Origin of the sequence: Streptomyces sp. NPDC059740, assembly GCF_042733155.1 — a bacterium.
Classification (GTDB): domain Bacteria; phylum Actinomycetota; class Actinomycetes; order Streptomycetales; family Streptomycetaceae; genus Streptomyces.
The window spans coordinates 169,414-184,028 of the sequence record NZ_JBHWGP010000004.1; the positions used below are offsets into that span (position 1 = coordinate 169,414).

Here is a 14,615-nt window from a genome sequence, read left to right on the forward strand (position 1 = left end):
GGAGCGGGTCCTGCCCGGCTCAGCCGGCGGGCTCCTCGTCACGTTCCCCGTCCGCGCCGCCGTGCGCGGGCACCAGGCGGTGCCGGGCGCGGCCCATCAACTCCTCACGCTCGTCCTCGGTCAGGCCGCCCCACACCCCGTAGGGCTCGCGGACCGCGAGGGCGTGCGCGGCGCACTCCGCCCGCACCGGGCAGCGCATGCAGACCTCCTTGGCCGAGGTCTCCCGCGCGCTGCGCGCCGCGCCCCGCTCGCCCTCGGGGTGGAAGAACAGCGAGCTGTCCACACCGCGGCAGGCGGCGAGCAGCTGCCAGTCCCAGAGGTCGGCGTTCGGGCCCGGAAGGCGGGAGAAGTCTGCCATTGGTGTTCCCCTCACGAAGCGTGATGAGCGCGAAGCCCGCTGGACCGGTCCGCCGCTCGGCCGACTCGTCACATCTGCGGTAGAAGCAGATGTAAATATGACTCTTCTACCTCTTAGCCGAAACTAGGCAGCTAAGACATCAAAAGGGAAGAATCCGCACCAAATAGGGCAAAGTTGCCCCTGAGCGGTTGCGACGCAGGAGGATCGGGGCTCGCTCTCTTCTGTGTGACCACCCCGTCACGTAGGGTGCCGAAAGTGCCCTGAGGGGCCGTAACTCTTTCGGGTGACCGTCGTTGAGAGTGCGGAGGCGGTTGGCCGGGAAGCCTCGGGCAGACGTCCGGGGCCGTCAATCGCTCAGGTGACGATACGTACCAGCCTGGAGGCTCAAGGTGACGCGCATCAGCTGCGGAGGGCGGTCATGACATCCGTCCTCGTCTGCGACGACTCCCCGCTTGCCCGAGAGGCGCTGCGCCGGGCGGTTGCGACCGTTCCCGGTGTCGAGCGCGTGACCACTGCGGCCAACGGCGAGGAGGTACTGCGCCGCTGGGGCGCCGACCGTTCCGACCTCATCCTGATGGACGTCAGGATGCCCGGACTCGGCGGCGTCGAGACGGTCCGGCGGCTTCTCTCCGCCGACCCCGGCGCCCGGATCATCATGCTCACGGTTGCCGAGGACCTCGACGGCGTCGCCCTCGCGGTGGCCGCCGGGGCCCGCGGCTACCTGCACAAGGACGCCTCGCGCGCCGAGCTGCGGGCCACCGTGACCCAGGCGCTGGCCGACCCCACGTGGCGGCTCGCCCCCCGCAGGCTGCGGTCGGCCGAGATGGGGGCCGCGCCCACCCTCACGGCCCGCGAGATCCAGGTCCTGGAGGGCATGTCCCACGGCAGGTCCAACGCCGAGATCGGCCGGGAGCTGTTCCTCTCGGAGGACACGGTCAAGACCCACGCCCGCCGGCTCTTCAAGAAGCTCGGCGCCTCCGACCGCGCCCACGCCGTGGCGCTCGGCTTCCGCTGGGGTCTGGTGCGCTGACCGCGCGCCGGTGGGGGTGCGTGCCGGTGTCGTGAGCGGCCGGGCGGCACGCACCGGCGGGGGTGACGGAGGGCGGGGTGCGCCAGGGGTGCGCACCCGCCGCGCCCGTCTGGCCGTGCCCACGCCATGTAACAAACATTTCCGGGCATACCTGGCCCCAAGACGGCTCCACGAACGCCCCGTCCCGAAAGTTCGCGCGATGCCGCATGCTTGAGGTGTGACTCCACCCCGGCGCCGGCCGGGGCTTCTCACTCGGCCAGAAGAGACCTCATGACGGACAGACCCGCCCGGCAGCCGCGTGCTGCCGCGTGCAGCTCCGAGCGGGCCACCTCGACCGTCATGGGTGCAACCCGGAAGGGGGAGGCGCGGGACGTGGCTACTGGGGCATTGGCGCGTAACGGTTCGACGCACAACAGCGGGGGCGATGCCATGGATCGTCCGGAACCCGGGCACCATGGACCGATGCGGGATGACGGTACGCGGGAGATCGGTGACCTCGTCACCCACGCCGTCGAGGGGGACCGTCAGGCCACGCACGACCTGCTGGCTCATGTGCACCCGCTGGCGCTGCGGTACTGCCGCACCCGGCTCTCCCGGCTCCCCGGTGACGCCCGCCACTTCGTGGAGGACCTCGCCCAGGAGGTCTGCGTGGCGGTGCTCTGCGCCCTGCCGCGCTACCGCGACACCGGCAAGCCCTTCGAGGCGTTCGTCTTCGCCATCGCCGCACACAAGGTCGCCGACCTGCAGCGCGCCGCGATGCGCGGACCGGGCTCCACCGCCGTCCCCTCCGACGAGATGCCCGAGCAGCCCGACGACTCCCTCGGCCCCGAGGAGCGCGCCCTGCTCAGCAGCGACGCGGAGTGGGCCAGGAACCTGCTGGCGAACCTGCCGGAGCACCAGCGCGAGCTGGTGCTGCTGCGGGTCGCGGTCGGACTGACCGCCGAGGAGACCGGACAGATGCTCGGGATGTCCCCCGGGGCGGTCCGGGTCGCCCAGCACCGGGCCCTGAGCAGGCTGCGCGCCCTCGCCGGCCAGTGACCTGCGCCGCTTCACGCGGCGGGCTTTTCCGAGTGACGAGTCCCTCAGGCATGCTGGAATCCGAGGCTCCTTGAGCCCGTTAGCATGGGTGTCCGCGCCGAGGCAAGAGCATTGGGGAAGTGTCATGAGGGACGACGTCGACGGTATGCCCGCGAAATTCGCGATGCTCGGGCTGACTTACGACGATGTGCTGCTGCTCCCGGGCGCCTCGGAGGTGCTGCCGAACCGGGTGGACACCTCCACCCGGGTCTCGCGCAACGTACGGGTGAACCTCCCGCTGCTCTCCGCCGCGATGGACAAGGTCACCGAGGCGCGCATGGCCATCGCCATGGCCCGCCAGGGCGGCGCGGGCGTGCTGCACCGCAACTCCTCGATCGAGGACCAGGCCAACCAGGTCGACCTGGTCAAGCGGTCCGAGTCCGGCATGGTGACCGACCCGATCACCGTCCGCCCCGAGGCCACCCTCGCCGAGGCCGACGCCCTGTGCGCCAAGTTCCGCATCAGCGGCGTGCCCGTCACCGACCCGGCCGGCAAGCTGCTGGGCATCGTCACCAACCGCGACATGGCCTTCGAGATGGACCGCGGTCGCCAGGTACGCGAGGTCATGACGCCGATGCCGCTGGTCACCGGCAAGGTCGGCATCTCCGGCGAGGACGCGGTGGGCCTACTGCGCCGCCACAAGATCGAGAAGCTGCCGCTGGTGGACGACGCGGGCGTCCTCAAGGGCCTCATCACCGTCAAGGACTTCGTCAAGGCCGAGAAGTACCCCAACGCCGCCAAGGACGCCGAGGGCCGGCTGGTCGTCGGTGCGGCCGTCGGCGTGGGTGACGAGGCCTTCGACCGGGCGCAGGCGCTGGTCGAGGCGGGCGCCGACTTCCTCGTGGTCGACAGCGCGCACGGCCACAGCCGCGGAATCCTCGACATGATCTCCAAGGTCAAGTCGAACGTGACCGTCGACGTCATCGGCGGCAACGTCGCCACCCGGGACGGCGCCCAGGCCCTCATCGACGCCGGCGCCGACGGCGTCAAGGTGGGCGTCGGCCCCGGCTCCATCTGCACCACCCGGGTCGTCGCCGGCATCGGCGTGCCCCAGGTCACCGCCATCTACGAGGCCGCCCAGGCGTGCGGCGCGGCCGGTGTGCCGCTCATCGGCGACGGCGGCCTGCAGTACTCCGGCGACATCGCCAAGGCCATCGCCGCGGGCGCCGACTCCGTCATGCTCGGCTCGCTGCTGGCCGGCTGCGAGGAGTCGCCCGGCGAGATGGTCTTCATCAACGGCAAGCAGTACAAGTCCTACCGCGGTATGGGATCGCTCGGCGCCATGCAGTCCCGTGGCCAGGGCCGCTCCTACTCCAAGGACCGCTACTTCCAGGACAACGTCCTCTCCGAGGACAAGCTGGTGCCCGAGGGCATCGAGGGGCAGGTGCCCTACCGCGGCCCGCTGGCCTCGGTCGCCCACCAGCTCGTCGGCGGCCTGCGCGCCTCCATGGGCTACGTCGGCTCCGCGGACATCGCCGAGCTGAAGGAGAAGGGCCGCTTCGTGCGGATCACCGCCGCCGGTCTGAAGGAGTCCCACCCGCACGACGTGCAGATGGTCAGCGAGGCCCCGAACTACAGCCGCCGCTGACCCGGTAACCACACCGCTCCGGCCGGCCGCGTCCCGGTCGCCGTCGAGGCCCGCACCCTCCTGGGTGGCGGGCCTCGACGACGCGTGGGACACGTCGGGGATACTGGTCGGGCAGACGTAGAGGGAAAGGCCCACAAGTGACTGAGATCGAGATCGGGCGCGGCAAGCGCGGCCGGAGGGCGTACGCCTTCGACGACATCGCCGTCGTACCGAGTCGGCGCACCCGGGACCCGAAGGAGGTCTCGATCGCCTGGCAGATCGACGCCTACCGCTTCGAGCTGCCCTTCCTCGCCGCCCCCATGGATTCGGTCGTCTCGCCCGAGACCGCGATCCGCATCGGTGAACTCGGCGGCCTCGGCGTCCTCAACCTGGAGGGCCTGTGGACGCGCTACGAGGACCCCGAGCCGCTGCTCGCGGAGATCGCCGAGCTGGACGGCGCCACCGCCACCCGGCGCCTCCAGGAGATCTACGCCGCCCCGATCAAGGAGGAGCTGATCGGGCAGCGCATCAAGGAGGTCCGCGACTCCGGCGTCGTGACCGCCGCGGCCCTCTCGCCGCAGCGCACCGCCCAGTTCTCCAAGGCCGTGGTGGACGCGGGCGTCGACATCTTCGTCATCCGCGGCACCACCGTCTCCGCCGAGCACGTCTCCTCGGCCGCTGAGCCGCTCAACCTCAAGCAGTTCATCTACGAGCTGGACGTCCCCGTCATCGTCGGCGGCTGCGCCACCTACACCGCGGCCCTGCACCTGATGCGCACCGGCGCCGCGGGCGTCCTGGTCGGCTTCGGCGGCGGCGCGGCCCACACCACCCGCAACGTCCTGGGCATCCAGGTGCCGATGGCCACCGCCGTCGCCGACGTGGCCGCGGCCCGCCGCGACTACCTCGACGAGTCCGGCGGCCGGTACGTGCACGTCATCGCCGACGGCGGCGTGGGCTGGTCCGGCGACCTGCCCAAGGCCGTGGCCTGCGGCGCCGACGCCGTCATGATGGGCTCCCCGCTGGCCCGCGCCACCGACGCGCCGGGCCGCGGCCACCACTGGGGCATGGAGGCCGTCCACGAGGACGTGCCGCGCGGCAAGCGCATGGACCTCGGCGCGGTCGGCACCACCGAGGAGATCCTGCTCGGCCCGTCCCACACCCCCGACGGCTCGATGAACTTCTTCGGGGCGCTGCGCCGGGCCATGGCGACCACGGGCTACAGCGACCTCAAGGAGTTCCAGCGCGTAGAGGTGACGGTCGCCCCCAACCGCTGACCCCGTCACCCACCGGCCCCCGCGACCGGTGGCGGAACGCCGCTTCCGGGGCCCGCCTGCCGTCCGTCGAGGACGGGAGGCGGGCCCCGCGGCATGTCCGGGGCCGCCGCACCCCCTTCCCGGGCCGCGGGTGGGGCGCGCGGCCGCCCGCCTCCGGCCCCGCCACCGGGTACCGTGCCGGTGGCAAGCGGACGCCTTCTCTCACACGGGACGGTCAAGGGTGGGCATCGAGAGCGACCAACTCGTCTTCGACTACCTGAGCAGGGTGGCCGACCTGGCGGCGCAGGCGGGCCTGACGTCCAGGGACCGGGCACAGCTCGTCGCACGGCTGCGGGCCGACGTGGACGCCGCACGCTCGGGCGGCCCCGGCCGGACGGACGACCCGGCGGCGGTGCGGCGGATACTGCGGCGGCTGGGCGCCCCGGACACCGTGGTCGCCGGCGCCCTGCCCTCCCGCCCCACCCCGCCCGCCGGCCCGGTCCCGGCCGGCCCCGCGCCCCGGGCCGCCGGTCCGTCGTCCGGGCCGGAACGCCCCCAAGCGCCGGACGCGCCGCAGGGGCGCCTCCCGCGGCTGCTGCGGCGCCCGGCCGGCCCGAGCCGGCCCGAGCGCGGACTTGACCCCGAGGCGGCACCGGAGGAGGCGGTAGGAGACGCGGGCGGGCAGGGGAACGCCGAGCAGGACCGGCCCGGGCACGGCGGGCACCCCGACCGTGCGGCGGAGCCCGGCCGAGGTGCAGGGCCCGGCCGGGACGGGGCGGGGGAGCGGGAGCGGCCCGCCGCCCGGCGCGGCCCGCTGTGGCTCTCCGGGCCCCGCCGCGCCGCGCGTCCCGCCGGCGGCGCGGCGCAGCGGCCCGTTCCGCCGCCGCGGACCGCAGCACCGCCCCACCTGGCGGGCGTCGACGAGCTCGGCGCGGACCGCGGCGGGGAGGGTCCCGACTGGTGGCAGACCGAGCCCCGGCCGTTCGGCGCGGCCGAGACCGTCCCGGGCTTCGTCGGCGGCATCGAGATCGACGCCATGCGCACCGGCGTTCCGCCGCGGGCCCCGGAGACGGTCCCGGACGGTCCGTCGCCCGACAAGGCGGCACCGCCCGCCCCGGACGCCGGGGACGCTGCCGCCGGGGCGGGCGGACAGCCCGCCCCGCCGTCCCGCGGCGGCCTGCTGCGCCGCCTGGGCCGGGGCCTGCGCGGCAAGCCGGAGGGCCGGGCGGGCTGGACGTCGCTGGGCCCGCTGGTGCTCCTCGCGGTGGCACTGCTGGTGGTGGGCGCGGTGATCGGCTCCTGGTGGGCGCTGCTCGCGGGCTGGTTCCTCGCCTACACCTCCCGCCGGCTCACCCCCGCGCAGGCGAAGTCCGCCGCCCTGGGAGTGCCGGGAACGGTCGCCGCCGGCCTGGTGGTGTGGCTGTGGGGACGCGTCGCCGGGCGGTGGGGCGAGCCCGTCGCCGAGGGCGCGGTGGGCCGGGAACTGCTGGCCGGGCTGCCCGGTGCGGTGCGGGTCGCTGCGGTGGCCTCCGCCCTGTACCTGCTCTGGTGCGTCCGGCGCCGGCCCCGCTGACGCACCCGCCGGGCCCGGGGTGCGCAGCCGGTTGCGAGAATGGGCCCATGCCTGCTCCCGCCTTCACCGTCGGCTTCGACCTCGACATGACCCTGATCGACTCCCGCCCCGGCATCCGGGCCGCCTACCAGGCGCTCTCGGCCGTCACCGGCACCCACGTCGACGCCGACGCCGCGGTCACCCGGCTCGGGCCGCCGCTGGAGGAGGAACTGCGCCGGTGGTTCCCGGCGGAGCAGATCGCCGAGGTCGGTGACCTGTACCGCTCGCTGTACCCGGAGTACGCCGTGGGGCCCTCGCTCGCCATGCCCGGCGCGCGGGAGGCGATCGCCGCGGTGCAGCGACTGGGCGGCCGCGCCCTCGTCGTCACCGCGAAGCACGAGCCGAACGCCAGGCTCCACCTCGACCACCTGGACCTGGCGGCCGACCTCGTCGTCGGCGGGCTCTGGGCCGAGCAGAAGGCGGTGGCGCTGGGCGAGCACGGCGCGAGCGTGTACGTCGGCGACCACACCGGGGACGTGCGCGGCGCGCACACCGCCGGCGCGTGCGCGGTCGCCGTGGCGACGGGCCCGTGCGACGCCGGCACGCTGCGCGAGGCCGGCGCCGCTGTGGTGCTCACCGACCTGACGGAGTTCCCGGCCTGGCTGGAGCAGCACCGCGCCGGGGTCGTCGCCGCCGGTTGAGCAGGGCCGCACCCGGGCGGCCCACGTCAACCGGACGACTGCCGCGCAGCAGCCCGCGGTGACCGCCGGGGCGTCCCGGGAGGCCGGTCCGCCGATCAGGCCGCGCTGTCCGCCCTCGCCCGGCGCCGCTGCGCGGCGACCGAACGCAGGACGCCGGCGGCGGCGAGCAGGAAGCCCAGACCCATCAGCATGCAGAGCCAGTAGAAGACCGAGGGCAGCGGGTCGGAGCCGGTGAACAGCGGCGTCATCGTCGCGAGGGTCGCGGCGGCGCCCAGCAGGAACACGATCGCGCCGGCCCGTACCAGCAGGTCACCGGGGGCGAGGCCGGGGCGGGTGCGGGCGGTGGCGCGCGGAGCAGGGTTGTCAGTCACCCGACCAGGGTAGATCCGGCAGCAGAAGGGGCCCGCGACGGCCGGTGGCTCCCGGGCCGTCTTGTCACGGCCCGGGCGGCCACTAACCTTGGTCGCGGCGGGTCCCGTGACCCGCTGCACTGCTGTTCGGAGGGGTTTGGCCCCACTCACGGCGGTGCGGGGGGCCGCTCGCACCACCGTGAGCGACACCGCCGGTCACCGCGGGTGACCCGGCGGGGCCGTGGCCGTGCGGCGCCCGGGCCCACCGGCCCCGGGACCGCTTCCCGCAGACAACGACGACGACACGAGGACGAGGGCAGATGCCGACCGGCAAGGTCAAGTGGTTCAACAGCGAGAAGGGCTTCGGTTTCCTCTCCCGCGACGACGGTGACGACGTCTTCGTGCACTCGTCGGTCCTACCCGCCGGCGTGGACGCACTCAAGCCCGGTCAGCGTGTCGAGTTCGGCGTCGTCGCCGGTCAACGCGGTGACCAGGCGCTCTCGGTGACGATCCTGGACCCGACCCCCTCGCTGGCCGCGGCGCAACGCCGCAAACCCGACGAACTCGCCGGCATCGTGCAGGACCTCACGACGCTGCTGGAGAGCGTCTCGCAGCAGCTGGAGCGGGGCCGCTACCCCGAGCGCGCCAGCGGCAAGAAGGTCGCCGGCCTGCTGCGCGCGGTCGCCGACCAGCTCGACGTCTGAGCCCCGCGCCGGCCGGGCCGCCCCTCGGGGCCGGCCCGGCCGGCCGCAGCTCACAGCTCGAAGGCGTCCGCCGGCAGCTGTGGCACCAGGCCCTCCTGGGCCGCGCGGGTCAGCAGACCGCGGACGGCGGCGTAACCGTCCTCGCCGAGGTCGGCGGTGAACTCGTTGACGTACAGGCCGATGTGCTGGTCGGCGACGGCCGGGTCCATCTCCTGCGCGTGCGCCATGACGTACTCGCGCGAGGCGGCCGGGTCGTCCCAGGCCATGCGGACCGAGGTGCGGATCGCCTCGCTCAGCGCGTGGAGCCGCTCGGTGCCCAGCGACCGCCTGGCGATGATGGCGCCGAGCGGGATGGGCAGCCCCGTCGTGGCCTCCCAGTGCTCGCCCATGTCGGCCAGCTTGTGCAGGCCGTAGTTCTGGTAGGTGAAGCGGGCCTCGTGGATGACGAGCCCGGCGTCCACCAGACCGTCCCGCACCGCCGGCATGATCTCGTCGAACGGCAGCACCTTGACCTCGCCGACGCCGCCCGGAACCTGGTCCGCTGCCCAGAGCCGGAACAGCAGGTAGGCCGTCGAGCGCTCGCTGGGCACCGCCACCGTCGCGCCGGCCAGCGCCGCCGCGTCGCCGGGCTCCCGGGTGAGGACCAGCGGGCCGCAGCCGCGCCCCAGCGCGCCGCCGCACGGCAGCAGTGCGTAGTCCGACAGCACCCAGGGCAGCTCGGCGTAGGAGATCTTCAGGACGTCGCCCTCGCCGCGCTCGGCCATGCCGTTGGTGATGTCGATGTCCGCGAAGTCCACGTCCAGCGCCGGCGCGCCCGGCACCAGGCCGTGCGCCAGGGCGTGGAAGACGAAGGTGTCGTTGGGGCAGGGCGAGAAGGAGATGCGCAGCCGCTCCGCGGAGGGGGCGGACTGGGACGGGGCGTCGCTCATGGCGTCCTCCAGGTGGTGAGGGCCCTGGGCAGGGCGGTGAAGGTGTGGGTGAGCGCGGCGAGGGCGTCCCCGATCCGCCAGGCGGCACGGTCGCGCGGCCCGACCGGGTTGGAGACGGTGCGGATCTCGGCGACCGGCAGCCCGTACGCGGCGGCGGCCTCCGCGACTCCGAAGCCCTCCATGGCCTCGGCCAGCGCCTGCGGGTGGCGGGCGGCGAGTTCGGCGGCGCGTGCGGCACTGCCGGTCACCGTCGAGCCGGTGAGCACCGCCCCGGCCCGGGCGCCGCTGGCGGCGGTGAGCGCCGCCACGAGGTCCGGCGGCGGCAGGTGGACGTCGCGGCCGAACCCGAGCTGCGTCACGGAGAGGAAGCCGTCGGGGGTCTGCGCCCCGAGGTCCGCGGCGACGATGGCGTCCGCGACGACGGCGGAACCGACGGGGGCGCCGGCCGGGGCGCCGGCCGCGGGCCCGCCGGCAGCGTCCGCGCCGGTGAAGCCGCCCCCGATGCCCGCCGAGACCACCAGGTCGTAGGGGCGGGCGGCGTCGGCCGGGGCCGCCCGGAGCGCCGCTGCGGTCAGCGCGGTGGCGGTGCCCGCGGCGGCGGCTGCGGGGCCCACCCCGGCGGCGACCACGTCCACCACGAGCTCACCGGGGCCGGTGCAGCGGTGGACGGCGAGGCCGCCCGGGAGGAGGTGTTCCCTCGCGGCGCCGGCGGTGAACGCCGCGACCACGGCGTCCCGTTCGGCGGGCACCGCGGTCACGACGAGGACCTGCGTCACGGAAGTCAAGCCGGCGCTCAGGAGTCCGCGCGCTTGAGCTTGACGTTCCACACGCCGGTGAAGGCGGAGCCCTTCGAGGAGATGATCGACACCGTCGCCGAGTCGGACGGGCCGCCACCCTGCTGGCTGTAGAAGAGCTGCTCGCCGTCGAAGGACGCGTAGGTCTGCTTGCTCACCGAGCTGAGCTGCTGGTTGCCGTTGACCGCTGCGAACCACCCCTGGTCGGCGGTCTCCGGCTCCACGCCGAGGCGCACCTTCTCACCGGGGTGGACGGTGATGGTCTTCTTGGGCTTGGCGTTCAGGCAGGTGCTGAACTTGGCGATGTTCTCCTTGTTCTGCCCGCTGAACTCGCCGAGGGACTTGCCGTCCTGGTAGCACGAGGCCTCGGCGGTGACCGTCCCGCTGCCGACGGTCACCGTGGCGAGCGGGGTCGGCTGGGAACACGAGGAGAGGGCCACCAGGCCCAACGACACGGCGCCGAGGGCAGCTCCGGCGCGGCGGCCCCTGCTCCAGGCAGAGCGGCGGGGGGTGGTGCGGCTGGGCCGCAGGGCTTCGTCCATGCGGGGAAGGCTAGCGCCTGGGTTCCCCCTGCGAGGGAGCGCCCCCCGCCGGTGGAGGAGGGTGTGCGAGGCCCACCGTGGTGGAGCACGGTGTGTCCGCGGCACCGGCGTCACCCGGCCGGGTGGCCGCGGGCCCGGCCGCCGGCGCACCACGGCGGGCCCGCCCCCGCCACCGCGGTCCCGGGCCCGCGACGACGGCGCCCAGGGCCACCACCGCGGCTGCCACCGCCATGCCGAGCGCCCCCGACAGGGGCAGGCAGATGCCGATCGCGCCGCCCACCACCCAGGAGAGCTGCACCACCGTCTCGGAACGGGCGAAGGCCGAGGTCCGTACCTGCTCGGGGACGTCCCGCTGGATGAGGGCGTCCAGCGAGAGCTTGGCCAGGGCCTGGCAGAAACCGGCCGCGCCGGCGACGAGCGTGAGCACCACCGTCGCCGCGACGCCCTGCAGGAGGGCCGCGGCCACCGCCGCCAGCAGCGCGGTCACCAGCATCGAGGTGACGATCGCCTCGGGGGAGCGGGCCCGCAGCCAGGCGCCGACGGCGGTGCCCGCGGCGTTGCCCGCGCCGGCCGCCACCGCCACCACGCCGAGCGACACCTCCGGGCCGAGCCCCTCGAAGGGGTGCTGGCGCAGGAGGAAGGCGAGGAAGAAGGTGAGCAGCCCGGAGAAGGCGCGCAGCGACGCGTTGGCCTCCAGGGCGCGCAGCACCGCGGGGCCCACCGAACGGAGCCCGGGGCGGCGGGATGAGGCGTCCCGGCGGCGGGCCGCGCGGCCGGCGGGGGAGTGCGGCGGGGCCGGCGCCCCGGGGCCCGCGGTCAGCCGGGCGGGGAGCTCGCCCCTCGCCGAGTCCACGCCGTGCGGCAGGGTGAGCGAGAGGACCGTCCCCAGGGCGAACACCACGCACGCCCCGTAAAGGGGCCACGCCGGCCCCACCAGGTGGAGCCCGGCCCCCAGCGGGGCGGCCGCTCCGGTGGCGAGCAGCCCCGCCAGGGTGATGCGGGAGTTGGCGCGGACCAGGGGGAAGCGGTGGGGGAGCAGCCGCGGTACGACGGCCGACCGCACCACCCCGTACGCCTTCGAGGCCACCAGGACGGCGAGGGCCTCCGGGTAGAGCTGGAGCCCGCCGCCGGTCACCGCGCCCGCCATGGTGACGGCCAGGACGGCGCGGGCCGCCATCGCCACCGCCATGGCGGCCCGCCGGCCGTGCGGGACGCGGTCCAGCAGCGGCCCGACCACCGGCGCGAGGACGGCGAACGGGGCGAGCGTCACCGCCAGGTACAGGGCCACCCGGCCGCGCGCCTGGTCGGTGGGGACGGAGAAGAAGATGGTGGAGGCCAGCGCCACGGTGATCAGCATGTCGCCGGCGGAGTTCACCGCGTGCAGCTCGATGAGCTTGCCCAGGCCGCTCTCGCCCGCCCCCTCGGCGTGCGTGGCCCGGCGCAGCCCGCGCCCGACCGCCGCGAACGGCCGGCCGGCGAGGCGGCCCGCGCGCCGCGCCCGGTCACGCCCGGCGTCCTCGCCGCCGAAACCCTTCGTCACCCTCGATGCCATGGAAAGCTTCGACCCTCGGTGTCGTCGGATGCTGCTCCTGCCTGTGACCGGCACCTCCCCGACTGCGGTGGCCACCCGCGTGAACGGCCCCGGCGCGGCCCCGCGCCGGACGGCGCCGGCTCCGGTGGCCGCGCGGTGGTCTCGGGGGCCGCCGCGCCCGGGGAGGCTCCCGTCCTGGTCATACTGCCCCAACTCGCCCGGCACATGGCGGATTCGGGTCATCCGCACGCCGCGGCCACGACACGCCGGTCACGCGGTGCGGGGCGGGCGGGCGCATGTCGATGTCAAAACGTCACTCCCGCCGAGGGGTCGTCCATGGTTGAAGGGGTAGCGTGTACAGCGCGCCACCGGCGGTCGCCCGTCGGCCGCGCGCCTCGCCGCGATCCCGCAGAATGGTCGTAGGAGATGTGCTCGGCACAGACCGGCCGGTCAGTCTGATCGGGTTTGATCGGTTTGGCCGGTACACCGGGCGCAGGACGTCGAAGCGGTCCCCAGGTCCGCTCCGCTCTGCCCCCCGCCGGTCGTCTGGACACAGGAGGTCCGGCCGGCGCACCCGTGCGACGGCGTGGAAGAGAGAATCGATTCTTGTGAGTGCTGCGATGCGAAGCCGTACCCCTGACCGCCTGTGCGCCGAGGCGGTCGACCTTGCCCGCACCGCGGCCGAGGAGGCCGCGCTCCCGGGCACGGTCGGCGAGTACGCCGGAGCCGTCGCGGACGGGGACCGCGTCGTCACGCACCTGTTCGAATGCCTGGAGGTCGGTTACCGCGGCTGGCGCTGGGCGGTGACGGTCACCCGTGCGGCGCGGGCCAAGCGGGTCACGCTCGACGAGACGGTGCTGCTGCCCGGGCCCGACGCGGTCCTCGCGCCCGAGTGGGTGCCCTGGAGCGAGCGGCTGCGCCCCGGCGACATGGGGCCCGGCGACCTGCTGCCCACGGACGCGGACGATCCGCGTCTGGAGCCGGGCTACAGCGCCGAGGACTTCCCGCCGCCCAATTCCGTCCTCTCCGAGGAGTTCCAGAGCCTGGCCGCGGCCGAGGACGCCGACGTCGAGCCGGGATCGCCGGCCGCCGGTGGTCCCCGGCGCGGCGAGGTCGCGGAGGTGGCGCTGGAGATCGGTGTCGGGCGGCGCCGCGTGCTCTCGCGCGAGGGCCTGCTGGACGCCGCCGCGCGCTGGGAGGAGGCGTACGGCCCGAAGACGCCCATGGCGCAGGCGGCCCCCGCCTCCTGTGAGTCCTGCGGCTTCCTGATGCCGCTGGCCGGTTCGCTGCGGCAGGCCTTCGGGGTGTGCGCCAACGAGTTCTCGCCCGCCGACGGCCACGTGGTCGCACTGGGCTACGGCTGCGGCGGCCACTCCGAGGCGGCGGTGATGCCCAAGCCGCCGAGGCCCGCCGACCCGGTGGTCGACGAGACCGTGGTGGACCCGCTGCGGCTCCGCCCGGAACCCGGGTCGGGCTCCGTGGAGGACTCCGGCCCGGCGGAGGAACTGGGCCACAGCTAGGCGGAGTCTTCAAAGTCCCGCCTGTCCGGAGGTGCCCGGGGGCACCTCCCGGCCGGAGGCCGGGGGAGTTGCGAGCCCGGCAAGATCCGGAAGAAAGGCCCTGGGTCCCGGTGGCGGCGTCCGTCCGGCGGGGGCGCGGAGGGGGTCCGCGCGGGGCCCCGGGGCCGGCCGGGTGACGGGCGCCGATGACGGGGCCGGGGCGCTGTGTTGCGGTGACCGTGTCAGCAGGCTCCGTCCGGCGGGTGTGTTCGGCCGGTGTGTTCGGCTCCGGTACGGGGCGTCAGGCCGGCGACTGCTTCCGGCTCCCGGTGGAAATGCGGCGGATGTTCCGCTCTCGTAGACCAGTCGCACGGTACGGCGCTTTTCCACCCCGTTGGGGTGGTGGTTCGTGACACCGGACCGCCACCGCTCGTTGGACCCCGCAGGTCTCGCGCTGGAATGAACCGTTCCGGTGACGTGGCCCGTGACCGGTTCACGTCGTACGGCCGTTCCCCACGAGCGGCCGGACGGCGGGTGCGGGGCCCACAAGCCCCGTCGGGGCCGCCTCACGTCTTCCCGATACACGTGAACGGACGGATGGGGAAGCAGTGGACGTGTCCGAAGTGAGAGTCTCGTGAGGCCGCCCGGGGACACCGCCGCGTCACGCCGGCCGGCGGACGGGTCCGAACACGCCCCCCACCCAGGGCTGCCGGAGGCGCGAACGGATT

Annotated in this window: 14 protein-coding genes; 8 read left to right on the plus strand and 6 right to left on the minus strand. The window is 74.7% G+C overall.

Annotation, left to right across the window (positions count from 1 at the left end; all coding sequences use genetic code 11):
* Positions 1-19 precede the first annotated feature (19 nt).
* Positions 20-358: a WhiB family transcriptional regulator gene (locus ACFV3R_RS07390; RefSeq protein ID WP_385576970.1), complete on the minus strand. Its 339-nt coding sequence runs from the start codon at positions 356-358 to the stop codon at positions 20-22.
* Positions 359-776: 418 nt separating this feature from the next.
* On the opposite strand from ACFV3R_RS07390, the gene ACFV3R_RS07395 reads away from it, so the two are divergent.
* The 6 genes from ACFV3R_RS07395 (at position 777) to ACFV3R_RS07420 (ending at position 7,538) form a co-directional block, all read left to right on the plus strand.
* Complete coding sequence (locus ACFV3R_RS07395; protein WP_003948568.1) at positions 777-1,388, plus strand: response regulator transcription factor; 612 nt, start codon at positions 777-779, stop codon at positions 1,386-1,388.
* 462 nt (positions 1,389-1,850) lie between these two features.
* A complete protein-coding gene (locus ACFV3R_RS07400; RefSeq protein WP_385576973.1) occupies positions 1,851-2,426 on the plus strand; it encodes a sigma-70 family RNA polymerase sigma factor in 576 nt (191 codons plus the stop codon).
* Between the two features lie 124 nt (positions 2,427-2,550).
* On the plus strand, positions 2,551-4,053 hold the full coding sequence (gene guaB / locus ACFV3R_RS07405) for an IMP dehydrogenase (RefSeq protein WP_385576976.1): 1,503 nt from the start codon (positions 2,551-2,553) through the stop codon (positions 4,051-4,053).
* A 137-nt stretch (positions 4,054-4,190) separates the two neighbouring features.
* The gene (locus tag ACFV3R_RS07410) at positions 4,191-5,306 is read left to right on the plus strand and encodes a GuaB3 family IMP dehydrogenase-related protein (RefSeq protein WP_385576979.1); all 1,116 of its coding nucleotides are present in this window, start codon (positions 4,191-4,193) and stop codon (positions 5,304-5,306) included.
* 220 nt (positions 5,307-5,526) lie between these two features.
* Complete coding sequence (locus ACFV3R_RS07415; RefSeq protein ID WP_385576981.1) at positions 5,527-6,858, plus strand: hypothetical protein; 1,332 nt, start codon at positions 5,527-5,529, stop codon at positions 6,856-6,858.
* Positions 6,859-6,905: 47 nt separating this feature from the next.
* Positions 6,906-7,538: an HAD family hydrolase gene (locus tag ACFV3R_RS07420; RefSeq protein WP_385576983.1), complete on the plus strand. Its 633-nt coding sequence runs from the start codon at positions 6,906-6,908 to the stop codon at positions 7,536-7,538.
* 95 nt (positions 7,539-7,633) lie between these two features.
* On the opposite strand, the gene ACFV3R_RS07425 is transcribed toward ACFV3R_RS07420, so the two are convergent.
* Positions 7,634-7,909, minus strand: a complete 276-nt coding sequence (locus tag ACFV3R_RS07425; RefSeq protein WP_385576986.1) for a hypothetical protein — start codon at positions 7,907-7,909, stop codon at positions 7,634-7,636.
* Positions 7,910-8,208: 299 nt separating this feature from the next.
* Here ACFV3R_RS07425 and ACFV3R_RS07430 point away from each other — a divergent pair, with 299 nt between their 5' ends.
* Entirely contained in the window at positions 8,209-8,592 is a 384-nt protein-coding gene (locus ACFV3R_RS07430) for a cold-shock protein (protein ID WP_385576989.1), read from the plus strand.
* 50 nt (positions 8,593-8,642) lie between these two features.
* On the opposite strand, the gene ACFV3R_RS07435 is transcribed toward ACFV3R_RS07430, so the two are convergent.
* The 4 genes from ACFV3R_RS07435 to ACFV3R_RS07450 are packed head-to-tail and all read right to left on the minus strand — an operon-like array spanning position 8,643 to position 12,409.
* The gene (locus tag ACFV3R_RS07435) at positions 8,643-9,521 is read right to left on the minus strand and encodes a 1,4-dihydroxy-6-naphthoate synthase (protein WP_385576992.1); all 879 of its coding nucleotides are present in this window, start codon (positions 9,519-9,521) and stop codon (positions 8,643-8,645) included.
* Positions 9,518-10,297 (minus strand): futalosine hydrolase, encoded by a 780-nt coding sequence (locus ACFV3R_RS07440; protein WP_385577494.1) that lies wholly within the window; start codon positions 10,295-10,297, stop codon positions 9,518-9,520. The genes ACFV3R_RS07435 and ACFV3R_RS07440 overlap by 4 nt, the downstream gene beginning before the upstream one ends.
* Before the next feature lie 17 nt (positions 10,298-10,314).
* Positions 10,315-10,857, minus strand: coding sequence for a DUF2771 domain-containing protein (locus tag ACFV3R_RS07445; protein ID WP_385576995.1), 543 nt, complete (start codon positions 10,855-10,857; stop codon positions 10,315-10,317).
* A gap of 10 nt (positions 10,858-10,867) precedes the next feature.
* A complete protein-coding gene (locus ACFV3R_RS07450; RefSeq protein WP_385576998.1) occupies positions 10,868-12,409 on the minus strand; it encodes an MFS transporter in 1,542 nt (513 codons plus the stop codon).
* Between the two features lie 599 nt (positions 12,410-13,008).
* Here ACFV3R_RS07450 and ACFV3R_RS07455 point away from each other — a divergent pair.
* Positions 13,009-13,908, plus strand: coding sequence for a DUF3027 domain-containing protein (locus tag ACFV3R_RS07455; protein ID WP_385577001.1), 900 nt, complete (start codon positions 13,009-13,011; stop codon positions 13,906-13,908).
* Positions 13,909-14,615 lie beyond the last annotated feature (707 nt).

Coding starts and splice junctions, on each gene's coding strand:
- ACFV3R_RS07455 (WP_385577001.1), top strand. CDS start 13,009: ATGCGAAGCCGTACCCCTGACCGCCTGTGCGCCGAGGCGGTCGACCTT.
- ACFV3R_RS07400 (WP_385576973.1), top strand. CDS start 1,851: ATGCGGGATGACGGTACGCGGGAGATCGGTGACCTCGTCACCCACGCC.
- ACFV3R_RS07435 (WP_385576992.1), bottom strand. CDS start 9,521: ATGAGCGACGCCCCGTCCCAGTCCGCCCCCTCCGCGGAGCGGCTGCGC.
- ACFV3R_RS07450 (WP_385576998.1), bottom strand. CDS start 12,409: ATGGCATCGAGGGTGACGAAGGGTTTCGGCGGCGAGGACGCCGGGCGT.
- ACFV3R_RS07395 (WP_003948568.1), top strand. CDS start 777: ATGACATCCGTCCTCGTCTGCGACGACTCCCCGCTTGCCCGAGAGGCG.
- guaB (WP_385576976.1), top strand. CDS start 2,551: ATGAGGGACGACGTCGACGGTATGCCCGCGAAATTCGCGATGCTCGGG.
- ACFV3R_RS07445 (WP_385576995.1), bottom strand. CDS start 10,857: ATGGACGAAGCCCTGCGGCCCAGCCGCACCACCCCCCGCCGCTCTGCC.
- ACFV3R_RS07390 (WP_385576970.1), bottom strand. CDS start 358: ATGGCAGACTTCTCCCGCCTTCCGGGCCCGAACGCCGACCTCTGGGAC.
- ACFV3R_RS07430 (WP_385576989.1), top strand. CDS start 8,209: ATGCCGACCGGCAAGGTCAAGTGGTTCAACAGCGAGAAGGGCTTCGGT.
- ACFV3R_RS07420 (WP_385576983.1), top strand. CDS start 6,906: ATGCCTGCTCCCGCCTTCACCGTCGGCTTCGACCTCGACATGACCCTG.